Genomic DNA, 21,131 nt, shown 5'->3' with positions numbered 1-21,131 from the left:
TTGGAGAGGTACTCAGAACTTAAAAATTCCTTAAAAATCTTCTTTGCCAACCCTACAGCAGTAGCAGGTTTTATAATCTTTATGATTTACGTCATAGATGCATTAATAGTGCAATTCGCTCCCTGGTTATTAGGTATAAAGAATCCAAACGTTCTACAAGAAAACTTCGTTAATCCAATTCCCCTCCCACCATCACCACAACATCCATTAGGTACTACATATCCAGGGATTGACTTGTTAAAGGCAATAGAGGCTGCAATAAGAATTGATCTTGCCTTTTCTCTAATAATAGTATTAGGTGGTGCCGCAATTGGCGCTACCTTAGGAATAATATCTGGCTATATAGGGGGTTTATTAGATGATGTTTTAATGAGGATTACAGACATATTCTTCGCTATTCCTTTCTTAGTATTAGCCATAGCAGTAGGTTTTGCTCTAGGCAGAAACTACGAAAGTATGATAATAGCGTTAATAGTAGTATGGTGGCCATTATATGCGAGATATGCAAGAGCACAGACCTTATCTATAAAAAGGACCCCATTTATAGATGCAGCAAAAATTGCTGGAGTCAGAGACTTTAAGATAATGATTAGACACATTTTGCCAAACGTGTTACCCCCTATTTTTATCCAAATATCTTTGGATCTAGGTTCTGTGATGGTAATATTTTCGACGTTAGCATTTATTGGATTAATACCTAATGCTTCGATACCGGAATTGGGATACTTAACATCACTAGGACTAAATTATCTACAATCAGCACCATGGACAGTTATCTTCCCCGGATTGGCGATTACTCTCTTTGCATTGGCAGTTAACTTAATGGGAGACGGGTTAAGGGACGTAATAGATCCAAGGAGGAGGAGTAGTTAAGATGGATAAAGTATTAGAAGTTAAAGATCTAGAATTAAAGTTTGTAACCAGAAGAGGAATATTTCATGCATTAAATGGAGTTGATCTAGAGCTCTATAAAGGTGAAGTATTAGGAATTGCTGGGGAAAGTGGATCTGGTAAGTCTACCTTAATGCTTGCAATTGGTGGACTCTTGCCAATCAATGCATGGGTTACCAGAGGTGAGATAACTTATATGGGCAATAATCTAATCCAAGATTTAATTAACGTTGGAAATACTAAGTATGTTAAGAAGAAGAATGAAAAAGCACTAAAGAAGCTTAATGAAAAGTTACAGAGCATAAGAGGTTCAAAGATAAGCATTGTATTTCAAGATCCGATGACTGCCTTAAACCCAGTACTCCAAGTAGGATATCAAATAGCCGAAGCAGTTTACTATCACTATCCTTCAGTATTGGCAAGAAGGATTTTAGCTAGATATAAAGCTACGAAAGATGATATGAGACAAATTTTAATTATCCTTAAGAATAAAGAAGATTATAATGAGAAATTACTTAAGTTTATAAAAGAGAAAGACCTTGAGGGTTTAGAAGAGCAAGTGTTATTTATTTGGGAAAGAAATGATCTGCATGACATAAAGAAGGAGAAGCTAATATTGTCATTAGCAGAAGAGAAAGTATCTAAAGTGGCCTTACCCTTTCTCTATAAAGTCGCAAGAAGTAATAAACTAGAGAGGACACCCATTTTGAGTAGATATATAAAGAGAATTTTAATAAAAGAGGGTTATAGGAAGGCAGTTGAAATACTTTCAATACTTAAAGTTCCTAATCCAGAGAAGGCCGTTTATATGTATCCCCATGAGTTATCAGGTGGGATGAGGCAAAGAGTCGCAATCGCCATAGGATTAATTAACAATCCAGAGATAGTATTACTTGACGAGCCCACTACTGCTCTAGATGTTACAGTTCAAGCTCAAGTTTTAGACCTTGTTAGAAGCATAAGGAGCAAATACAACTCTTCATTCATTTTTGTATCTCACGATCTTTCAGTACTTTACGAAGTATCAGATAGAATAGCAGTCATGTATGCTGGAAAAGTGGTGGAGGTTGGTAGTAAGGACGAAATAGTCTTTAAACCGTTGCATCCATACACCCAATCTCTATTAAGGGCTGTTCCATCTATTGAAAGCGAGGAAGTCTCACCCATTCCGGGAGAAGTCCCGGACTTGAGGAATCTTCCTAAGGGTTGTATGTTTCATCCTAGATGCCCTTATGCAATGGATATTTGTAAGAATCAAGCACCACCCATGTATACTTTAGAAAATGGTCATAAAGTTGCATGTTTCCTCTATGGTGAGAAGAAATGATAATAGCAGGATATAATATAACGAAACAGTACGTCTCTGGCGGAATGTTTTCAACTAACAAAGCAGTAGTTAAGGCTGTTCAAGGAGTTAACATAAAGATTAAGGAAAAGGAGACTGTAGGACTTGTGGGGGAGAGTGGCTCAGGAAAGACAACACTAGCTAGGTTACTGATAGGCTTAGAAGAAGTTACCGAGGGAAGCATACTCTTTAATATTTCTGATGATGAGCTTAATGAGTACGATGAAGCGTTAAAGAAAGGAGATATGGGAGTTATAAAGAGGATAGAGGGGAAGTATGATATCACTAAAATCCCAAAAAGTAGGCTAAGGGAACTTAGAAGATATATGGGCATGGTGTTTCAAGATCCATATTCTTCATTAGATCCAAGAATGACGGTTACTGATATTATAAAGGAACCTATGATTGCAACAGGTTACCTATCGGGAGAAGAAGCAAACAAGAGAGTATTAGAACTCTTAGAAAAAGTAGGACTACCTAAGTGGTTTGCATATAGGTATCCTCATGAACTGTCTGGAGGGCAAAGACAAAGAGTTGCAATAGCTAGGGCATTATCAACCAACCCTAGGTTTATAGCTTTAGATGAGCCAACAAGTGCATTAGATGTGTCTACGCAAGCCCAAATACTTAATTTACTTAAGTCCTTACAAAGAGAAGAAGGATTATCCTATCTCCTAATAACTCATAATATCTCTGTAGCCTCTTATCTCTCAGACAAAATATATGTAATGTATGCAGGTAAATTAGTTGAGGTGGGGGAGAGAGAACAAGTAATAAAGAACCCCAAGCATCCCTATACAATAGTTTTAATGTCTGCAGTACCGAAAGTAGGGAAGATTATGCAAAGGATCCCTGTTAAAGGAGAACCACCAAATTTAGTTAACTTACCAACAGGGTGTCATTTTCATCCTCGTTGTCCTTATGCTTTTGAGTATTGTGGGTGGAATGCGAGGGAAGTTGCTGAAGACCTGAAATACTTGTTGGAAGGGAAGTACTATGATATAGGGGGAGAGAAGATCAAAATAGATGTATTATCAGAGTTGAAAATAAGAGTAGAAGGAATAGGATATCAAGATTTAGAGAAGATTATTAAAAGCGAGATAGAAGCAGTAATGAGTTTCAAGAGTATAGATAGTATTAAAAAAGAAAGTGAAAATGCGGTTTTGATAGAGCTGAAGCAATATATTACTCCTAGACTTTATCAATTGAATGATGGGAGATTAGTCAGCTGTCTGCTATATGACGAAAAATTCATCAACAAAAAATGAAACAACTCTGTTTTTCGAGCATATTTATACGTCAGTTTTGATTACAACTTAATAAATTATAAATAAATGGTTTATAATTTAATGCTTCTAAAGGTACATTAAGTTACTAATATTTCGTAAAACTTTTTTATTTAGTTATCTTTTAGAATTTAAACATGATAGGAAAGTCTTAAAAAAATAGAAGTATCGTAAAGGAATTGTAGAGACAATTTGGTGAAAGAGCCAACCATTCACGCTAATTATTTTCTTTCCTATTTATTTTTTATAATCTTCAGTTTAACTGAGTTTAAGGATATATTCATTAAGATATTGATATTTTGTTTATCTATGAATAAATTAACTCAGTTAATTATTTTTAAACTATTTTTAGTAATATAAAAAATTATCTTCGAATAATATACACAACATTTGGTGAAAGTGAAATGATAACTTATACTGCACCACTATGGGTTGGTCTGGTTATAGGTTTTATAATTGGTGCGGCTGCAGAAGCATGGGGTATAGGAAATCCTGAGACTTTAATTAGACTAGCTAAATGGGAAGATAGACTATTCGTGGACTGTATACTTATTGGAGCAGCTGTAGCAACACCAGTGATGTATGCGCTTTACGCTGCAGGAGTAGGTTTTCATTGGTCTCCAAAGCCCTTATATATAATTGGTGTAGGTCTAGGTGGGCTTCTTTTCGGAATTGGCTTGGCAATATCTGGCTACTTCCCTGGTTCAACATGGATGGCACTTGGTGAAGGAAGAAGAGATGCAATATATGCAATTTTAGGAGGTTTAGTAGGTGCAGTTGCGTGGACAGCTTTGTTCCAAACTCCTGCTGGTCAATGGTTAGTTAAGACATTAAACTATGGTAGTGTTATAATTGGTGCTACTCATGTTGATGGAAAAGAATACTTAATACCTTGGGATGGCTTAACACCAATTGATTTATTCCTAATCTCATTAGTATATGCAGGAGTGCTGTTTGCGATTTCCTACTATTTGCCAAGATATAAAGGAGGAACTCATAGCTGTATAAGAGGGACTTTAGAAGGTAAGTTACCAGATACAGAAATAGCAAAAAGGAAAGACATTGCAATGTTCTTAACATATGGTGGTTTGCCTTATGACGATAAGAGTATTGTAAAGAAATTAAATGAATACTGGGCAGTTGAAAGCAATGTAACTAGATCCTTTATGGTTTCAGTAGGTGCAATTGTTGGTTTAACAGTCGTAGCAGAAATGTTCTTGCACCAGATATTTGGCGAGTCTACAACTTACTCATGGATGGCGGGCGCTTTATTCTTACCAAACTTCAAATATAGCCAAATAGTATTCAAAGGAATTGGTTGGGAGCCATTTAGTGATATCGGCACATTATTAGGTTCATTCTTTGCAGCAATATTTCTAACTAGGAGATTTACAGCATTTAGAAAGATTATACCACCCAGCTGGGAGAAGAGATTTGGTAGCAATGAAGGGGTGAGGGCTTTAGGATCATTTGGTGGCACTGCATTAATGATGTTTGGTGCAAGAATGGCTAGCGGATGTGCTTCGGGACACATATTAAGTGGAACGTTACAAATGGGAATAAGTGGCTTATATTTTGGCGTTATGGTCATGATTGCCATGATAATTACCGCAAAATTAATTTATAAGGAGTGAGAGGAGATGGCAGACATTAGAAATCAAGAATATTTAAATAAGCTAGATAAGACGTTCAAGATTATATTCGTCATTGGAGTTATAATAATGTTTGCAATTGCTATAGCAGAGACGCAAAACTACAAGGGTCCTTCAGTAACACCATCACAAGTTGCTGCAGTAGGATATGTTGTAATATTATTATTAGTTATTGCAGGTGTTATTTACAGTCAATTTCCAGAATCAGTATTAGGTAAGCCAATAGAATCGCAAGAAGCACAAAAGGAAGAAAATAGGTAAAAAAGTTATTTTTTCTTTTTTCACTCTCTTTTTTATGCTTTCTTTAGAATTCTTATCATTGGAAGAAGTTATTCATGGTAGTGAAAAAGAGAAGGAAATTCTAAGATCTCTTAAAAGTAAGTTTGGCGGAACTTTCCTTGAGGTAAAGACCAAAGAATGGGTCCAAGATCTAGAGGTATATGTTAATGGGAAAAAGTAAACGCATCACTTCTTCCTTATACTTCTGGGGAAGTTGATGGAGTAGTTGGAAAAGATATTAAGTTCTATTCAATGCCTTCACACCCTTTTCAAGTAAAGGATTTATACGAAGAGGCAGTAAAGAAAGGATATAAGGCAGTTATATTTTATGATGAGGGAAAGCTTAGAAGAATCGGTGTGAGTACTAAGATTCCAGCCATTTTTTCAGAGAAACGGTTAAGAGAAGGAGACAAAGTGAAAATTATAGCTAAATCTTCTCTCGTGGACACTACAAGTTGTAACTTGGAAGTAACGGTAAGTGAAGGAGAAGATTATATAGTTGTGGGTGCCCATGTTGATCATTGGCTAACTGGTTATCACGATAATCTCTTTTCATTAGATATAATCGAGAGATTAATTAACCTAAAACTCAACAGACACGGCTTAAAATTTGTCTTCTTTTCTTCAGAAGAGGGACCTAGGTGCTGTACTGGTTCTTCCCAATACAATAAGAATAACACATTTGTTATGATATCCCTAGATGCACTGTTTCCCGATAAAGTTGTGTTTTCAGCTACTCCAGATCTTTATCCATTCTCGCACTTCTTTAATGTCAAAAGGATTGAAATGCCCTCTCCTTTCTCTGATCATTTTTCTTTTGTTACTGAAGGTTATCCTGCTATGGTATTATATAACGACGATCTAATCCCATTTTATCATTCAAACAAGGACCTGCCAATAGAGGGGGATAAGCAATACTTGAGTGATCTTGTCAATAGTTTAACTCATTTTCTAATCGAACTAGATAAATACAGCAAAGACAAACTCGATGAAACTTTTATAAGATATGCGAAATCCCAAGGATATGATATAAAGGAAAGGAGAGGAAGTATAGTCCCGAGTGGGTTAACTTCTACTTTTAAAAAGTCGCAATGATAGCTATTACAACAAGTAAAATCACAGAAACCCAATAAGCTATTTCTCTTACTCCTTTAGAGTGATACTCTCCCATTATTCTCTTGTTCCTTGCTATTATCCCAAGTATGATTATTGGACCAATCAAAGCATAAACAAAGAATACCAGTAAGCTGAGTACTATGTTTATGAGAAGAGAAGAGGGTAAAATTAGAGAAACTATTACTGCAGGAGTGCTCTCAAGCACGTATATTTTCCATGCGTTTCTTTTTCCAATACCTAAAGCTTCAACAACTCCCCATGCACTTCCTAAAGAAATAACTACTAAGGCAAGGAAACCAGCGCTTATTAATCCTATCCCAAAGAATATTGGTGAGTATTTACCAGCTAAAGGCTCCATAACTGTGGCAAGCTGGGATGCACTTGCAAAAGATGAGGAATCTAGTGGTATTCCGGCAAATGTCATTTCTACTATAATCATTAAAAGTTCTGTCACTATTGCCCCAATCAAGGTCTCCTTCCTCATGTGGCTAATTGCGCGCTTCTTATCATTACAGTCAACTTCATCTATTTTTATCGCGGTAGCAGAAGCTTGAAAAAACAGCATAAAAGGCATTACAACTGCTCCTATGTTAGCTGCCACTAAAAAGAAGAACAGAGGAGTGGGCTCAATGTAAATTGGGGAATATGGTTTTATTCCTCTTAAAAACAAAGTTACGAGAAATCCCAATATTAATGCAAATGAAATACCAATAAGAGCTTTCTCAGCTTGAGAATATTTTCTCTTTGTTACAATAAGAATATGTAAGAGGAAAACTGCAGGTATGCTCACGATTAATGGAATTCCTAAAATCTCAAAGCCAATTCCAATTCCAAGGTATTCGATTATATAAGTCACTACATCTGTTAATGCCATAGGAACGGTCATTAAAGCAGCAATTGGTTTACTGTAATTTTCTCTAATGACTTCTCCTAAACCTTTACGGGTTGCAATTCCAATTCTCCCTGAGACCTCTTGTACGATATACAAAGGAATTATGAGAAGTAGCATAATCCAAATAAAACCATATTTGAAAATTGCACCAGTTTCCGCTGCACCGATAGTACTGCTAGCATCCATATCCGCCATCATGACTAGCCAAGCAGGACCAAAGAGCTTAATGAAGTTTCGAATCTCACTGCGTATTGTTCCGCTATTTTTTGTTGCTTTTTCATTTGGCGTAATTCTTTTTCGCCACATCGTAAATAAATAAACACATTCCGTTCTAATAAATATTATCACTAAAATTTAAGGTAAAAATCAGCTTTGTGAAATAAAGGAAGAAAAGAGAGTGTGAAAATAAAAAAGAAAACCTTAAAATTCTGCTTCTTTCTTTAGCTCATTTAATTTGTCTACATCTGCTAATAGGTCGTTAAGTTGATTAGCTAGTTGTGGTATCTTCTTCAACTCTTCAACTATTTGTAACACATCATTCCATACTTCTTTCATAAAAATGTCTGGGTAATATTTGTGTAATGTCATTACTGAAAGAGTTACAGATATTTTTCTCGCTAGACTATTCTGTGTTAAAAGACTTTATTTATGTTAATATGTTGTTGAGTTGGTCTATTAGGTCGAATATGTAAGGTTGCATTTCTTTTAATCTGTTTTCTCCAGGCTCAAGGAGTTCTTCTTCTGCCATCATAATTATAATTTATTTTTTAAATTAAAAAGTTTTAAATTATCTACTATTTCACATTAACCTTAATACTTCTCGTTAGTGTATCTTTTAATGAACACCTTCTTTCAGACTCTTCTAACACTTTTTAAAGTAATTCCTTCTTATCTGCCGGCTATGGAGTGTTATAAGCCAGAAGCTATGTGGAAGTATATAACAGTAGAGGAATGTTTTAAAGCTCATGCTGTTAATTTAGAGAGGGTTAAATAATGATAATAAAAGACGTGATGTCCACTGATGTTATTTCTGTTTCTAAAGGCACTTCTATTTTTAAAACATTAGAAATTATGGTAAATAACAACATTAGGAGAGTTCTAGTTGAAAAAGATGGAATAATTACTATTAGAGATATTGTGTATAATTGGAGAAAGATAGATGGAAAAGTAGAAGATATAATGAGTAAGGATTTGATATTCATAACTCCCACATCGCAAGTAAAGGAAGCATGTAGAATAATGACAAGTGAAGGAATAGGTTCTCTAGTCGTAGGAGATGGTGTAAGGATAGTGGGAATAGTTACGGAAAGAGACTTGATTAGAAATTGTAAGGTTTCTGGAGATACAAAAGTTGGTGATGTCATGAATGTTGAACCTCTTGTTGCAACTAAAAATGCAAAGCTTTCAGAAATAGCAGATTTCATGAAGTCATACTGGCAGAGGCATGCAGTAGTAGTAGATGAAAAGAGACCTATTGGAATAATTTCAGCTAAAGATATAGGAAGAGCACTGTTAGCAAGAAGGAATTTAGAAGATACTACAGCGGAAGGATTTATGACAGTTGATGTTTATAAAGTAACTCCAGATTCGTCTCTTGAAACTGCGAGAATGCTAATGGCAGAAAAGAATATTGGGTTCTTACCAGTTGTTGATGCAAGATCACTCTTAGGAAGTATTAGTGAAAGGGAAATATTAGCTGTTCTCTCTATATAACTTCTTGGACTTCCGGTTTGCTCAATATTTCTTTAAAAGCATTAATCAAGTCCTCAGCTGTAAAACCGAACAAGTTAGGTTTTTTCTCTTCAAATACTCTCTTAATAACTTCTTCATACTTAGTTACATATACTCTTTTCAGTAAATCTTCTAGGTAATCAGCAAAATCTCTAGGAGACATTATGAAGAAATCCCCTGATATTGAGACTTCATGGAATTTCTTATCAACTATCTTTACTGTTATTCTAACTAGTTCCTTGCTTTATAATCTAAATAACATAATGCAACGGCATTGTTTATCTTTACGCATCTTTCAGTGTGTAAATCTGGATGTCTATTATCCTTATAGTAAACTCTCTCTTCATTCATTTTTCCCTTAGCCAGTTTATCCCATAATTTAATTTCTTCTTGGGATGATGGTAAGTTCTTTCCAAGTACTGGGAAAGTAGAGGAAAGAGGCAAAGGGGATGGAAAAGGATTAAATTATAACGTACAACTTCTTTTGTACTCTGGTGATGATGTTTTTGAAGAAGCTCTACGTATTTCAGAAATCATATCTGACTTTAAGCGTTTCCCAGACCATGTCATTTCTAGTTACTTCTCCATACTTTCAATCCATGGCCTGGGTTGGCTCTAGGTGTGGTATCATCAGCTTCAATCACACTGCATGGAGCCCAGTCGAGGCTAACGCCATGAGCCTCCCATTTGAGATTTTAGCTGTAAGCTCCTCCCTCCACGCATTGCGCATCATCAAAAGGAGCTTCATCCAGCCTAGCCTCAAGAGAATTGACAGTAGCTAAAATTATTTAAATTTATCGCTGTATCGAGAACAGCCTACTTACATTTCAACACTAGCTGGGGTTGATGGGCATAAGGATGATGGATTAAAATCCCTTAACTTAACTTGTAACTCATATAATCTACTGGGTCTGAAAGTGAAGAGACTTCTTTATGAGACAAATGCAAAGTTTATTGGTTATGGAGGAGGCGGATACGGTAAAATGCCTGCAGAATGTATGGTTTCTTTTCTTATGGGTATTGAAGGTAAAAAAGAGGAACTTGAGGCAAAAACTTTCACAGAAAAAGAAAAAATTTCCCAAGTAAAAAATTTAGTAAATAGTTTACTCCTTCAAGGCTTTTCCTAGATCTTCTGCAAACTTGAGTAATGCTCCCATTGCGTAGCTTGTATCCTTATTTCCTAAAGCTCCCACTAATCCAAATGATCCTACTGGTTTCACGCTTGGTAAATCGTTTATCCACAGCTTCAGTGCAACTCCCATCTTCTGTGTTATTGAAACTAAACCGTCTATCAGTTGTGGATCTCCTAATACCTCAAATATCTTCATTAATTTATCTAATACACCAGCTTTTTGTAATTCTGCAAGTCTTTCGAGTAGAGCAAACATTGAGGACATATCCATTTGTGCTAATAGCTTTACTGTTTTTTCATTTGTTAGCTGTTTTAGCATTGGCGTTAAAGCCATCATGGAGTTTAACATTGAGTCTATATCCATTTGTTCAAGTAGCGACATTGCCTTATCACTTGTCAGTTTTTGTAGCATTGGTGTTAGTTTTTCTGTCGCTGTTAATAGTGAGTCTACATCTAAAGACTGCAACACTTTTAGTGCCTTATCACTAGTTAACTTATTTAGTAGTGGGAGTAGTTTTTCTGTAGCATTAAGTAGTCCATCAATGTCGAGTGACTGTAACAAGCTCACTGCTTTATCACTAGTTAGCTTTTCCACTAACGGCCATAAAGCTTGTATCTTTGTTACTTGATCCATTCCGAAGGATATTAACGCGTTTATCAGATCTGCTTTTTGTACTGCATCAAGTAAATCTAATGATTGTTGCATTAAGTTAACTAACATATCTATTTGTCCTTTCTTCTGCATATCAGCTGTCATCGCTGCAAGCTTGTTTAATAATGGCATCATCTTTTCTATTGTGTCTAAGAGGTTATCAATATCAAGACTCTCCACGACTTTTATTGCCTTATCAGTAGTTAGCTTGTTTAATAATGGTAGCATCTTTTCTGTAGCAGTAAGTAAGCTGTCCACGTCTAAGCTCTCAATAACTTTTAGTGCCTTATCACTTGTCAGTTTTTGTAGCATTGGTGTTAGCTTTTCTGTCGCTGTTAGTAATGAGTCTACATCGAGTGATTGTATAATACCGAGAGCTTTATCACTAGTTAGCTTTTCCACTAACGGCCATAAAGCTTGTATCTTTGTTACTTGATCCATTCCGAAGGATATTAACGCGTTTATCAGATCTGCTTTTTGTACTGCATCAAGTATCGACATTGCTTGGTCTGCAAGTGCTAAAAGTTGATCTAATTCTCCTTTCTTATCCATTTCAGTCATTTTGTCAGCTAGTTTCTCTAAGGCTGGCAATGAGTCAATTAATTTTGATAATCTTTGTATATTCTGAGGATCTGTTAATTTTTCTAATGGGTCTGTGATTGTTTGTGCCAATTTTATCTCCACAAATTTATTAACATTTTAATTTATATAGTTTAATTATGGCTGAGTTTGTCGTAATTACATTTAGTTCATTAAAATATTTGCCTGTTCTTTTAGAAAAGTATAAGGATAAGAAGCTTGTAGTTACTCTATTAACTTACGCCAAAGCGTTGAAATCTAGTATAAATCCTCTGATGTTTGAGAATATATGGGTAAGAGCTTATTCTCATAAACCAAATAAAGATTAATGACTTAGATGAGGCAGATTCAGAGTCTTTGTTAGTTGCTCAAGAGCTTTCGGCTTTGTTAATTGCTTCAGATGAAAAAGTGGAAAAAGTAGCTAAAGAGATGAACATCAATATTGTTCACTTCCCTTAGCTAACATTTTTAGTATAATTGCCGGCGGGAAAGTGCCAGGTACTTCTACTTTTTCATTAAGTATTATTTTAGGTACATTAAGAACTCTAAATTTCTTACCTAAATCCTCATATGTTTCTACGTCTATTATCTCAAGATTTACATTTTCATTGTATATTGGTAATTGGTATAAGAGTTCAGCAGCTATTGGACATTTCGTACAATCTGGGGTAACAAAGAGTTTTACATTGCCCTTTATTTTTGAAGCAAGTTCCTTTTCCTTATCGTCTAGCTGGATAGCGTTATTAGAGATCCTTACAAGGGCATTTAGGAAAGGCCAAAACTCATTAACAGAAGGGATCCCATAGTACGTGAAATAAAGCCTATTTCCCTTATATACTTTTATATATGGCTTATCACAACCTTCTTTACTAACAATATTTAGTGTATCCTTAAAATAAACTAAAATTTCGTTTCCTTTGCAACTCTCTATAGTTAGATCGTGTATGTAATTTATGTACTGTGAAATGATATAATCGTAGCTCATAAGAAATACCTCAAACTCTCTATTCCTTCTATCGCTTTAATTAATTTTTCTTCTAACTCTTTTCTGCTATCGAAATTCTTTATAACAAATAGAGTAGGTTAGCCCTAGGTGTAAAATCGTCAGCTTCAACCAAACCGGCTCAGTCGAGGCTAACGCCATGGGCCTCCCATTTGAGATTAGCTGTTAACTCCTCCCTCCACGCATTGTGCATCATCAAGTGGGACTCATACAGTTTTTTTCTCAACTTCAAAAGTAATATGAGCATACCAGCCGCTACCATTGTAGTGAATTTCTAGTCTGCCTTGTTTACCCTTTAAGTGAATTAACCCTCTATACTCTACTTCTATCCTTCCTATAGCATAAGTCCTTTTAGAACGATTTTGTTTCCTTCAATCTTGTATTGGTCATTTCTTAACACGACCCACAGCTCTCTCGATTTCCCCTTCTTTTTATATCCAGCTGGATTGACCTTAGTTACGAATGTCGGCAATTTCCCCTCTTTCTTTGCTTTCAACAAGTTGAAGAAAGATCTCCATGTCTCATTGTTTTTAATTAATATTTGTTGATCTGTCGCTGGACCTATTAACTTCTTGTATTTTTCGTAGAACTCTTTATATGTTCCTTTCAGATCAACATCCTTATTCCGAAGAATTGCGTCCTTCTTGCGTAATTAACCTCATTCCACAGTTTTGATGCCAAACTGCATAGAGATTTTAACTTAGTTTCAACGTCATCTGTCACTATTAGTTTAACAACACTAGTTCTTCTTATTTTTCTTCCTTCTCTGCTAAATGGGAGTTAACCGTGCAGGGCATAGAATAGAGAGGAGGACTGTCGCTTATAGTAGTCGCTTGAGGATGGCTCCCCACGGTTAACTCAAGGTATTGGTTAATAAAACGCTTTATAAACTTTCTTTTATCATCCCCTCCCTAAAGGGCGAGGCTTTCTCTTGTAACTAGTAAATTATGCCCTTTTTTTCTCCTTTATTTCGTTTATAGTTTCTTTTAACCATTCTAACATTTTATCGTCATTATTTTCGTTTAGGAAAGCAAGATATCTTTCTACAAATTCATGAAAAGAGCGTACATTTTTGTAAATCTCCCTAATACCTTTCATAGCCACTTTTCTAGGTATCCTAAAGCTATATGTTTGGACTCTTTTTCCTGCAAATAAGATAACTGTAGTGAGTTTATCTGTTATTGTGATCCTACAGAGAGTAGAATTAAGAAGGGCTATCTTAAACACATTTTCGTCTTTGTTGCAATTCAGAGTGGTCTTGTCTTCTTCAAATATATGTAACAGGTTCTCATTTTCTTTCCTTCTCACAATTTTGTAACCTCTGCTTTCCAACTCTCTTCTTTCCTTCTCACTTTGTAAAAGGTTCTCTTCAATCAAAATTCCTTCTATTTCCACACTAATAAAGGAGTCAAAGGCAATAATATTTTTATACTTCCTTAGATTTGCAACTTATAATATATTTTTATAGTTTTGGTATTTTTTTATTAATTAGAAATGTGAAGATTAGGTTTTAATACTTGGGTAATCTATTTGCTTAAAATACAAAGATTTAAATACTCGTTATTTAAATTATATATCAGATTAACTATGGAATTGGAAATAACTAAAATAAGACTGCCTAGTGGAAAAGAAGTAGGAATACTTGAAGCCCTTACTTTCTGCTATGATGTATCAGATACTGATTTCCAAGTGTTAAAGATCTTGCTAGGTGGCGAAGGAAAGAATGAGGATGCATTAGCAGAAATTCTCAAACTGTCTAAGGCTTCAATAAATAGGAGTGTAAATAAATTAGTCTCTTTGGGATTTGTAGAGAGAGTAAAAGACTCCTCAGCAAAGGGTGGTAGGCCGAGATATATTTATAAGGCTATACCAGTAGAGAAGTTAACAGATAAAATAACGAATGATTTCAAGAGATGTGCAGAGCTATTTGGTCAGCTGATTCCTAGGGAACTAGGAAAACAAGCACAAGGAAGCTGACAAAAGAATTTTATTTTTTCCGTCACTTCTATCACTATGAAAGTTCTCATTTTTGGTCTCGGTTTTATTGCAACTCAAGTGGCTGAGTTCCTTTCCTCAGCTCATGAAGTTACAGTTACTTACAGAAACTTAAATCCAGTAAAAAAAGTATACTACGATATTCTATCAAGTAAGGGAGTAAAACTTGTTAAGCTTGATGTCCTTTCTGATGTGGATAAAGTTAGGGAGGAAATAAAGAATAATGACGTAATAGTAAATTTCATTGGTGAAATTAGCGGTGATGAAAAGAGTCTCAGAATCGCAAATGCAGAGGTACCAAAAGCAATTGCAACCTTAATTAAAGATGTGGGTACAAAGCCCTTATTTATCCATACTAGTGGCTCAACTTATGGTATTACTGGAGAAGTGAAGATTGAGAAACAGTTGGGAGAGGGGTTAAACCCTCAGACCCCATTTGAAAAGACAAAGTTCGAGGGGGAACAAGCAGTATATTCAATAGCAAAAGGGAATTTTCCCTTAGCTATTCTTCGTCCTACTTTAGTTTATGGCAAGTATGCTGTCCATGTACAGTTTGTTATGATGTACAAAATGGCGAAATGGGGAATTGTCCCAAAGACTGGCATTACATTTATGCCTATTAGTGCAACCTCAATAGCTAAAATGATTAATAAGCTTGCTGAAGAAAAACCAGAATTACTCTATTTTTACGCAACGGAATGTGAGCCAATAAAGTTAGAAAGGTTTTTTGAATTATATGCTAGAGCTCTAGGTAAAAGAGCTGTAGAGATACCTTTACCTAAAAACCTCGTAAAATCTGTGTTGCCAAAAGACATCAAAGGCTTAGTGAAATATGAAGGGACAAAGTTTGACTGTAGTGTAGCTAAACAACTTGTTGATCCTAAATTTGATGAAAATGAGATTATGCAGAATGCCTTATTTTTAAAAGAGCTTGATGAGAAAAAGATTCTTATCCCGACTTAATTTTTCTTAGAATTTCCCATATTATCTCTAAGTATGACGGGTGAGGGTACTGGAAATCGATTAAGTCATCTATACTAGCATTAAGCTTCATTCCTAAAGCAATTAGAGATACAATCTCTTCAGCTCTCTCGGAAAAAGCTACAGCACCTACAATTTTTCCGTCATTTTCACAAACCTTTACAAACCCCTCAGTCTCTTTATCTGCTATAGCTCTTGGTAAGCTAGCCAAATCAATTTTGACGCATCTACCATGATCTGTGTTTCCAACATAAGCTATTTGAGGTGAAGTGTAAATTACTTTAGGAACAGCGTTGCCATTGTAGCTTTTTCTTATTCCCTTCATATTTAACCCTGCAATATAACCTTTGTGTATAGCTTCATGTGCAGTAAATGATCCTGTTATATCTCCCGCAGCATAAATATCTTTTATTTGCGTTTCCATATATTCATTGACATCAACGAAATACTTATGAGGAATACTCTCAAAACCTGCTAGATTAGGTTTTCTTCCAAAGCTCAACAAAATGTAATCTGGTGTTATTTCCTCTCCACTAGATAGCTTAACTTTTCCCTCCTCTATTTTCGCTTCTGTATTTAAATGAAGTTTAACTCCAATCCTCTTAAAGTGGTTTGTAACTGTGTTTCTTAAGTCTTGGTCATGCTTTGCTAAAAGGAGAGAATCTTTCTCCACTACGTGTACCTCTTTTCCGACTTTATGGAGTAGCCAAGCATATTCTACTCCGCCAACTCCTCCCCCTATTACTACAACTTTTTTGAAGTCCTTATCTAAATACGGAAGATCATCAGAAGCTATTGTATCTTTTGCTTCAGGTTTTAAAGTACCAGTTGCTATGAGCAGTTTATCTGGATTATACGTTTGTCCAGCTACCTCAATTTCTTTTCCCTTTAAAGTGGCTTTCCCGTGAATAACTTCTACTCCTGCACTCTCTAGCATGTATTCCGTTCCTTTAGATACTCTATTTATAACATCTTGTGCAAGTTTTACTAATTCTTCATAGGAAAAGTCTATGTTCTTTCCTAGTCTTTCTAAAGAGTATTTTATTGTAAGCGGGTGAAGCATTGCTTTAGATGGTATGCAACCATATAAGACGCAAGTTCCACCGAGTTTTTCTTTCTCTTCAATTAGCTTAACTCTTTCTCCCATTAGAGAAGCAGTTATTGCTCCATAAATGCCTGCTGGCCCAGAGCCTACAACAATAATCATAAGTTACATTATTGTCCACTTTATTTAAGCTTGACTCCAAAATAATTAAGAAATTGAGACAAATTGTATATAATAATGTTTATAAGTTACTTTATTGAGTTATTCTTATATCAATAATTGAAGATGCAAGGAATGGAATTGTTACAGAGGAAATGAAAAGGATAAGTGAGATAGAAAAAGTCTCTGCTGAAAAGATTAGAAGAAGGATCGCAAATGGAAAGATTATGGTCATTAGAAACATAAAAAATCCCTCTAGAAAGTTAGTTGCTATAGGGAAAGGTTTAACTACAAAAGTTAATGTTAATATAGGCACTTCCAGTGAAGTGGTTGATCTACAATCTGAATTAGAAAAAGTGAAAATAGCTAACAAATGGGGAGATACATTGATGGACTTATCGACAGGCGGTGATTTAGATGAGATTAGGAGGGAAATAATAAAGCATTCCGACTTGCCAGTTGGTACTGTACCTGTTTATCAAGTTTTTATTGAATCTTTTAGAAAGAAATCTGGAGGAGCTTATTTTACGGAAGAGGATTTGCTCAATGCAGTTGAGAAACATCTTAAAGATGGAGTTGCGTTTATGACTATCCATGCGGGGATAACTAAGGAATTGGCTATCAAGGCACTGAAGAGCAAAAGAATTATATCTATAGTATCTAGAGGAGGAGATATGATAGCCGGGTGGATGTTGCATAACAATTCTGAAAACCCGTATAGGAAGCACTGAGATTACATCTTGGAGATGTTTAAGGATATGATGCAGTTATCTCTTTGGGAGACGCATTAAGGCCTGGAGCTACTGGAGATGCGCATGATGAATTCCAAATAAGTGAGCTGATAGAAAGTGCTAGACTAGTGAAAAGTTCATTAGAGAAAGGAGTCCAAGTAATGGTAGAAGGTGCAGGTCATGTTCCTTTAAATGAGATAGCTTGGGACGTAAAGCTAATGAAAAAACTTACTAGTGGTGTTCCCTATTACGTTCTGGGTCCATTACCAATTGATGTAGGTGCTCCTTATGATCACATAGCTTCGGCCATTGGTGCAGCAATTTCGTCTGCAAGCGGAGCAGATCTATTATGGTATTTAACACCTGCAGAACATTTAAGTTTGCCAACCGTGAAGCAAGTAGAAGAAGGCGTAATAGCTTATAGAATCACTGCTCATTCAGGTGATGTAGTTAAACTAGGTAAAAAAGCTAGGAAATGGGATGATCTGGTGAGTTATTATAGGGGTAAACTCGACTGGGATAACATGATTTCAAATCTTATTGATCCAGAGAGTGCTTATAATGTGTATACACAGTTCGGTAAACCCAAAGTTAAGGCCTGTACAATGTGCGGTGGTTATTGTCCTATGATGTGGGCAATGGAACAAGTTAGGAAAGCTGGGTAGTTTTAACAGTTAATATTTTATATATAAAGACAATTGGAGATTAAGTAAGAAGTTATGTCAATACCCTGGAGTCTAATTGATGAAGAGAACATTCGTCGTAGTCATAAGGAGTTTTTATCCCAGCTTAATTATTTTAAATTAATATATGAAGAACCAGAACAAGTTAATTTTCCCGGTTCTTCTCCCTTTCCTCTCGCTATTTACAATATTTCTTATGTTTTAGTGCTCTCTTTATCATTAGATTTTTTCTTTCTTATTTCTCTCTTTCTTCTCCCAATTTCTTATCTTTTAGGAAAAGAGTTAGTAAAATTTGCAAGAGAGGAAATTATAATCTTATATTTTCTTTTCTCCTCTTTTTCTCTTATATAACTTCTTCTAAAGGTAAAATTTATTTCGCAATAAGTACAACAGCAAATAACTTATTATCTGATCTTAGCTTCTCAGATTTTCCTTTTAATATTATATCAGTTGAAAATACTCTCAATCCATATAAGTTACATCTTAGAATAAATGAGAAAATAGAAAACTTCCCCTTAAATTATCAAGTGTCTATCTATGCTATAAATAAGGGTAGAGTAGGTATTATAGTAGTAGTAGAATATTATCTAAGATAAGCTAGAAGTAGAAAATTCAAAGGACTATTCACAACAAACTTTAATCAACTTAAGGAAATTCTAATAGCTAAGCTGAATCAAAAGGAGTGGATTCTAGGATAATATCTAACGCATGTTGAAAAGTTTATTTAACTCAATAATTAATTTTTATCTCATAAGAATTTTATTTTAAGAGTAATCAAGAGAGTCATAAGAACAAAAGCAGATACTGAAAAGAGTTATGACATACCAGTGAAATATGTGAGGTAAGAGTTTCCAGAATATTATGACATTATGAAAAAGATAAGAGTAAAAGAGCCTTATTTGTAATAGTTTAGACTTGGTTTAACAAGGCTGTGATTTCTAGGAGTAGAAGTTATTAGTTCTAGGGTAATAGATAACTTAAGAGTTTTATTACAACCAAAAGTCTTGCACTTTAGGGTAAATTTAAATTATATTATAATTAATATTTATGTTTTATATAAATCTTGTTAATTAAGTTCATAGTTAACGTTTTAATTGTGACGAGTAATATTCTTCCATGAGTCTACTTGTCGCCAGCTTACTTTACTTAGGGATAATGTTGATATCAGCAAAGTTAGCAGAAGAAGTGTTTGGAAGATTAAATTTAGTTAGATTTGTTGGTCCTATAATTGTAGGCATTATTTTAGGAGATGGTGTTTTAAGTATAATCAAGATTAACCAGATAATATCATTTATAACTTCTTTAGGAATAGTCTTTTTGTTATTCCTAGCAGGAGCGGAAGAACTTGGAGAAAAACTAGAAATAGAAGGAAAACAGTTTATCTCATCAGTCATTCAACTATCTTTACCGTTCCTTCTTATAGGCCTTGTACTTTTAAGTCTAGGGCAATTCTCCCCTTTGTTAATTGTTCCTTCAGCTATGACCAGTGTCGGTCCCTTAACAAGGCTTTTAATTGACCTAGGGCTATCTAAACAAAAACTTGGTATGATCATTTTTAACCAATCAGTGTTTAACGAGATTTTGGCTGTTGTTCTATTTGCTATATTCACAAAATTTAATTTAATAAGTATAATAAGTATAATAGTACTAGTAATAATCATCTTTTTACTAGGTAGTCAGATCTCACGTTTATTAGAGCTAATTGAGGGTTACATAAAAGTCAGAGAAATAGAGTTTGCAACCATTATCTCAATTATCTTTTTAATAGGATATGTTGCAGAAGTTCTTAGTTTTAATTCAGCGATAGCTGCTTTATTTTTGGGTTTTCTTCTAAGGGGATACTTAAAGGATAGACCATATTTAGTAGAAAGGTTGAGAGGTTTTACTTACGGATTTTTTGAGCCTCTCTTCTTTGTAGGAATAGGGTTGTATTTTGTAAAAATTTCTCTCCAACTTTTAACAATATCATTAGTCCTTTTTGCAGCTATAGTTTCCTCAAAATTCTTGGCCGGTTTTATTACATCAAAAATTGTTAATGTAGACCCAATAATTAACGGTCTAGGTACAGCGGTAAAGGGGGGAGTTGATGCATCATTACTAGTTTCAGCACTAACTTCTAGCTTAATCTCATCCTATCAATATTCCTTTTCAGTCTTATCAATAGTCTTTGCTACAGTACTTTTCCCTCTTCTTTTCAGATTAAGATATGGTAAACCTAAAACGGAAGAAGTAAAGGTAAACCTTCAACAGCCTGTAACTAAAGTTATTAAGAATACAACAGTAGCCTATTGTTATCAGACATTAAGGCAAGTAATAGACATAATAAACGAGAAGGGGTATAGAGGCATTGTAGTTGTTGATGATGATATGCACCCAATTGGTTACATTTCAGTAGGCCAGCTCCTTGAAATTGACCCAGCAGAATACAATGTTAGGAGAGTCTGCGATGTAGATAAGATAGAGGTAAAGATGTTAGATAAAGATAGCAAAATAATTGATGTCTTAAGGTTTTTTAGGGAAAGCGAAGACCCAGTAGTAACTATTGTAGATGAAAAAGAAAGATTAATTACCGTAGTCTATGAAAGAGAGTTATTGAGAATTCTTACTCCAGTTAAATAAGTAGAAATAGAAAAGTATCATTACTGCTACTATAACTAAATCAAAAAATATTGGAGTTACAATAGTTGAAATCACACTTATTGCAGTTAACAAATAGATGTACCTCCATACCCCCTTTGAGTTTATTATACCTAATAAAGAAAGAGCCATGTCAATTATGATACTTGAATAAACCCACTGTGAGAAACTAAAAAGTGTTGGAGGAAAAGTCGTTATCCCTATTACAGGGAAGAGTTCTTTCCTAACTTTACCTTTTACATAATCAATTAGATAAAGGGAGAGCATCTCAGCCATCATTGGGTAAAAGAACCAATAGCTGTTTAGCGTAACCAGAAAAGAGGAGGAAAGAGAAGAAAAGTA

At 34.9% G+C, this 21,131-nt stretch carries 24 protein-coding genes and 2 pseudogenes; 17 read left to right on the top strand and 9 right to left on the bottom strand.

Annotated elements, in window-relative coordinates; all coding sequences use genetic code 11:
• From AC3OCB_RS04880 to AC3OCB_RS04850, 7 genes are all read left to right on the top strand, one after another.
• Positions 1 to 873 carry an ABC transporter permease gene (locus AC3OCB_RS04880; protein ID WP_498341126.1) on the top strand — a complete coding sequence of 291 codons (873 nt, stop codon included), beginning with the start codon at positions 1 to 3 and terminating at the stop codon, positions 871 to 873.
• A gap of 1 nt (position 874) precedes the next feature.
• Positions 875 to 2,218 carry an ABC transporter ATP-binding protein gene (locus tag AC3OCB_RS04875; protein WP_498341124.1) on the top strand — a complete coding sequence of 448 codons (1,344 nt, stop codon included), beginning with the start codon at positions 875 to 877 and terminating at the stop codon, positions 2,216 to 2,218.
• Entirely contained in the window at positions 2,215 to 3,504 is a 1,290-nt protein-coding gene (locus AC3OCB_RS04870) for an ABC transporter ATP-binding protein (protein WP_498341123.1), read from the top strand. The genes AC3OCB_RS04875 and AC3OCB_RS04870 overlap by 4 nt, the downstream gene beginning before the upstream one ends.
• Before the next feature lie 422 nt (positions 3,505 to 3,926).
• Positions 3,927 to 5,156 (top strand): YeeE/YedE thiosulfate transporter family protein, encoded by a 1,230-nt coding sequence (locus AC3OCB_RS04865; RefSeq protein ID WP_498341122.1) that lies wholly within the window; start codon positions 3,927 to 3,929, stop codon positions 5,154 to 5,156.
• A gap of 6 nt (positions 5,157 to 5,162) precedes the next feature.
• Entirely contained in the window at positions 5,163 to 5,435 is a 273-nt protein-coding gene (locus AC3OCB_RS04860; RefSeq protein WP_498341121.1) for a hypothetical protein, read from the top strand.
• Positions 5,436 to 5,469: 34 nt separating this feature from the next.
• A complete protein-coding gene (locus AC3OCB_RS04855; protein ID WP_498341120.1) occupies positions 5,470 to 5,634 on the top strand; it encodes a hypothetical protein in 165 nt (54 codons plus the stop codon).
• A gap of 71 nt (positions 5,635 to 5,705) precedes the next feature.
• Positions 5,706 to 6,548: a M28 family peptidase gene (locus tag AC3OCB_RS04850; protein ID WP_498341119.1), complete on the top strand. Its 843-nt coding sequence runs from the start codon at positions 5,706 to 5,708 to the stop codon at positions 6,546 to 6,548.
• Here AC3OCB_RS04850 and AC3OCB_RS04845 read toward each other — a convergent pair.
• Together AC3OCB_RS04845 and AC3OCB_RS04840 are read right to left on the bottom strand one after the other, a co-directional pair.
• Positions 6,532 to 7,767: an NRAMP family divalent metal transporter gene (locus AC3OCB_RS04845; protein WP_498341118.1), complete on the bottom strand. Its 1,236-nt coding sequence runs from the start codon at positions 7,765 to 7,767 to the stop codon at positions 6,532 to 6,534. The genes AC3OCB_RS04850 and AC3OCB_RS04845 overlap by 17 nt on opposite strands.
• Before the next feature lie 114 nt (positions 7,768 to 7,881).
• The gene (locus AC3OCB_RS04840) at positions 7,882 to 8,016 is read right to left on the bottom strand and encodes a hypothetical protein (protein WP_498341117.1); all 135 of its coding nucleotides are present in this window, start codon (positions 8,014 to 8,016) and stop codon (positions 7,882 to 7,884) included.
• 283 nt (positions 8,017 to 8,299) lie between these two features.
• Here AC3OCB_RS04840 and AC3OCB_RS04835 point away from each other — a divergent pair, with 283 nt between their 5' ends.
• Entirely contained in the window at positions 8,300 to 8,455 is a 156-nt protein-coding gene (locus AC3OCB_RS04835; protein ID WP_498341115.1) for a hypothetical protein, read from the top strand.
• A complete protein-coding gene (locus AC3OCB_RS04830) occupies positions 8,455 to 9,174 on the top strand; it encodes a CBS domain-containing protein (protein WP_498341113.1) in 720 nt (239 codons plus the stop codon). Before AC3OCB_RS04835 ends, AC3OCB_RS04830 begins: the two co-directional genes overlap by 1 nt.
• Here AC3OCB_RS04830 and AC3OCB_RS04825 read toward each other — a convergent pair.
• A pseudogene (locus AC3OCB_RS04825) lies at positions 9,167 to 9,582 on the bottom strand (lipoate--protein ligase family protein); the annotation flags it as partial. The gene AC3OCB_RS04830 and the pseudogene AC3OCB_RS04825 overlap by 8 nt on opposite strands.
• On the opposite strand from AC3OCB_RS04825, the gene AC3OCB_RS04820 reads away from it, so the two are divergent.
• Positions 9,542 to 9,811 carry a hypothetical protein gene (locus AC3OCB_RS04820; protein ID WP_498341179.1) on the top strand — a complete coding sequence of 90 codons (270 nt, stop codon included), beginning with the start codon at positions 9,542 to 9,544 and terminating at the stop codon, positions 9,809 to 9,811. The pseudogene AC3OCB_RS04825 and the gene AC3OCB_RS04820 overlap by 41 nt on opposite strands.
• A 181-nt stretch (positions 9,812 to 9,992) precedes the next feature.
• A complete protein-coding gene (locus AC3OCB_RS04815; protein ID WP_498341178.1) occupies positions 9,993 to 10,319 on the top strand; it encodes a hypothetical protein in 327 nt (108 codons plus the stop codon).
• On the opposite strand, the gene AC3OCB_RS04810 is transcribed toward AC3OCB_RS04815, so the two are convergent.
• Positions 10,296 to 11,648, bottom strand: a complete 1,353-nt coding sequence (locus AC3OCB_RS04810) for a DUF1641 domain-containing protein (RefSeq protein WP_498341111.1) — start codon at positions 11,646 to 11,648, stop codon at positions 10,296 to 10,298. The genes AC3OCB_RS04815 and AC3OCB_RS04810 overlap by 24 nt on opposite strands.
• A gap of 47 nt (positions 11,649 to 11,695) precedes the next feature.
• Between AC3OCB_RS04810 and AC3OCB_RS04805 the strand changes: the two genes are divergently transcribed.
• Positions 11,696 to 11,884, top strand: a complete 189-nt coding sequence (locus tag AC3OCB_RS04805) for a PIN domain-containing protein (protein ID WP_498341110.1) — start codon at positions 11,696 to 11,698, stop codon at positions 11,882 to 11,884.
• 107 nt (positions 11,885 to 11,991) lie between these two features.
• On the opposite strand, the gene AC3OCB_RS04800 is transcribed toward AC3OCB_RS04805, so the two are convergent.
• The 3 genes from AC3OCB_RS04800 to AC3OCB_RS04790 form a co-directional block, all read right to left on the bottom strand.
• Positions 11,992 to 12,540 carry a thioredoxin family protein gene (locus AC3OCB_RS04800; protein ID WP_498341108.1) on the bottom strand — a complete coding sequence of 183 codons (549 nt, stop codon included), beginning with the start codon at positions 12,538 to 12,540 and terminating at the stop codon, positions 11,992 to 11,994.
• A gap of 352 nt (positions 12,541 to 12,892) precedes the next feature.
• Positions 12,893 to 13,054, bottom strand: a complete 162-nt coding sequence (locus tag AC3OCB_RS04795; RefSeq protein WP_498341107.1) for a hypothetical protein — start codon at positions 13,052 to 13,054, stop codon at positions 12,893 to 12,895.
• A gap of 449 nt (positions 13,055 to 13,503) precedes the next feature.
• On the bottom strand, positions 13,504 to 13,953 hold the full coding sequence (locus AC3OCB_RS04790) for a hypothetical protein (RefSeq protein WP_498341105.1): 450 nt from the start codon (positions 13,951 to 13,953) through the stop codon (positions 13,504 to 13,506).
• A gap of 192 nt (positions 13,954 to 14,145) precedes the next feature.
• On the opposite strand from AC3OCB_RS04790, the gene lrs14 reads away from it, so the two are divergent.
• Together lrs14 and AC3OCB_RS04780 are read left to right on the top strand one after the other, a co-directional pair.
• Positions 14,146 to 14,535: an Lrs14 family HTH-type transcriptional regulator gene (gene lrs14, locus AC3OCB_RS04785; protein WP_498341104.1), complete on the top strand. Its 390-nt coding sequence runs from the start codon at positions 14,146 to 14,148 to the stop codon at positions 14,533 to 14,535.
• A gap of 36 nt (positions 14,536 to 14,571) precedes the next feature.
• Positions 14,572 to 15,516, top strand: a complete 945-nt coding sequence (locus tag AC3OCB_RS04780) for an NAD-dependent epimerase/dehydratase family protein (RefSeq protein WP_498341102.1) — start codon at positions 14,572 to 14,574, stop codon at positions 15,514 to 15,516.
• Here AC3OCB_RS04780 and AC3OCB_RS04775 read toward each other — a convergent pair.
• The gene (locus AC3OCB_RS04775) at positions 15,503 to 16,741 is read right to left on the bottom strand and encodes an FAD-dependent oxidoreductase (RefSeq protein ID WP_498341100.1); all 1,239 of its coding nucleotides are present in this window, start codon (positions 16,739 to 16,741) and stop codon (positions 15,503 to 15,505) included. The two genes, AC3OCB_RS04780 and AC3OCB_RS04775, sit on opposite strands and share 14 nt — an antisense overlap.
• A gap of 107 nt (positions 16,742 to 16,848) precedes the next feature.
• Here AC3OCB_RS04775 and thiC point away from each other — a divergent pair.
• From thiC to AC3OCB_RS04760, 3 genes and pseudogenes are all read left to right on the top strand, one after another.
• Positions 16,849 to 18,134: pseudogene (gene thiC / locus AC3OCB_RS04770) on the top strand (phosphomethylpyrimidine synthase ThiC).
• A 54-nt stretch (positions 18,135 to 18,188) separates the two neighbouring features.
• The gene (locus tag AC3OCB_RS04765; RefSeq protein WP_498341099.1) at positions 18,189 to 18,503 is read left to right on the top strand and encodes a hypothetical protein; all 315 of its coding nucleotides are present in this window, start codon (positions 18,189 to 18,191) and stop codon (positions 18,501 to 18,503) included.
• Positions 18,504 to 19,268: 765 nt separating this feature from the next.
• Positions 19,269 to 20,771, top strand: coding sequence for a cation:proton antiporter domain-containing protein (locus AC3OCB_RS04760; protein WP_498341098.1), 1,503 nt, complete (start codon positions 19,269 to 19,271; stop codon positions 20,769 to 20,771).
• On the opposite strand, the gene AC3OCB_RS04755 is transcribed toward AC3OCB_RS04760, so the two are convergent.
• Positions 20,742 to 21,065: a hypothetical protein gene (locus AC3OCB_RS04755; protein ID WP_498341097.1), complete on the bottom strand. Its 324-nt coding sequence runs from the start codon at positions 21,063 to 21,065 to the stop codon at positions 20,742 to 20,744. The two genes, AC3OCB_RS04760 and AC3OCB_RS04755, sit on opposite strands and share 30 nt — an antisense overlap.
• Positions 21,066 to 21,131 lie beyond the last annotated feature (66 nt).

This window comes from Sulfurisphaera sp. (assembly GCF_059755235.1).
This window is presented reverse-complemented; position numbering and strand designations above follow the sequence as displayed.

Bases quoted from the DNA above. Each gene is read 5' to 3' on its own strand.
- AC3OCB_RS04875 (WP_498341124.1), top strand. From the start codon at position 875: ATGGATAAAGTATTAGAAGTTAAAGATCTAGAATTAAAGTTTGTAACC.
- AC3OCB_RS04870 (WP_498341123.1), top strand. From the start codon at position 2,215: ATGATAATAGCAGGATATAATATAACGAAACAGTACGTCTCTGGCGGA.
- AC3OCB_RS04865 (WP_498341122.1), top strand. From the start codon at position 3,927: ATGATAACTTATACTGCACCACTATGGGTTGGTCTGGTTATAGGTTTT.
- AC3OCB_RS04860 (WP_498341121.1), top strand. From the start codon at position 5,163: ATGGCAGACATTAGAAATCAAGAATATTTAAATAAGCTAGATAAGACG.
- AC3OCB_RS04855 (WP_498341120.1), top strand. From the start codon at position 5,470: ATGCTTTCTTTAGAATTCTTATCATTGGAAGAAGTTATTCATGGTAGT.
- AC3OCB_RS04850 (WP_498341119.1), top strand. From the start codon at position 5,706: ATGCCTTCACACCCTTTTCAAGTAAAGGATTTATACGAAGAGGCAGTA.
- AC3OCB_RS04845 (WP_498341118.1), bottom strand. From the start codon at position 7,767: ATGTGGCGAAAAAGAATTACGCCAAATGAAAAAGCAACAAAAAATAGC.
- AC3OCB_RS04840 (WP_498341117.1), bottom strand. From the start codon at position 8,016: ATGAAAGAAGTATGGAATGATGTGTTACAAATAGTTGAAGAGTTGAAG.
- AC3OCB_RS04835 (WP_498341115.1), top strand. From the start codon at position 8,300: ATGAACACCTTCTTTCAGACTCTTCTAACACTTTTTAAAGTAATTCCT.
- AC3OCB_RS04830 (WP_498341113.1), top strand. From the start codon at position 8,455: ATGATAATAAAAGACGTGATGTCCACTGATGTTATTTCTGTTTCTAAA.
- AC3OCB_RS04805 (WP_498341110.1), top strand. From the start codon at position 11,696: ATGGCTGAGTTTGTCGTAATTACATTTAGTTCATTAAAATATTTGCCT.
- AC3OCB_RS04800 (WP_498341108.1), bottom strand. From the start codon at position 12,540: ATGAGCTACGATTATATCATTTCACAGTACATAAATTACATACACGAT.
- lrs14 (WP_498341104.1), top strand. From the start codon at position 14,146: ATGGAATTGGAAATAACTAAAATAAGACTGCCTAGTGGAAAAGAAGTA.
- AC3OCB_RS04780 (WP_498341102.1), top strand. From the start codon at position 14,572: ATGAAAGTTCTCATTTTTGGTCTCGGTTTTATTGCAACTCAAGTGGCT.
- AC3OCB_RS04775 (WP_498341100.1), bottom strand. From the start codon at position 16,741: ATGATTATTGTTGTAGGCTCTGGGCCAGCAGGCATTTATGGAGCAATA.
- AC3OCB_RS04765 (WP_498341099.1), top strand. From the start codon at position 18,189: ATGTCAATACCCTGGAGTCTAATTGATGAAGAGAACATTCGTCGTAGT.
- AC3OCB_RS04760 (WP_498341098.1), top strand. From the start codon at position 19,269: ATGAGTCTACTTGTCGCCAGCTTACTTTACTTAGGGATAATGTTGATA.
- AC3OCB_RS04755 (WP_498341097.1), bottom strand. From the start codon at position 21,065: ATGGCTGAGATGCTCTCCCTTTATCTAATTGATTATGTAAAAGGTAAA.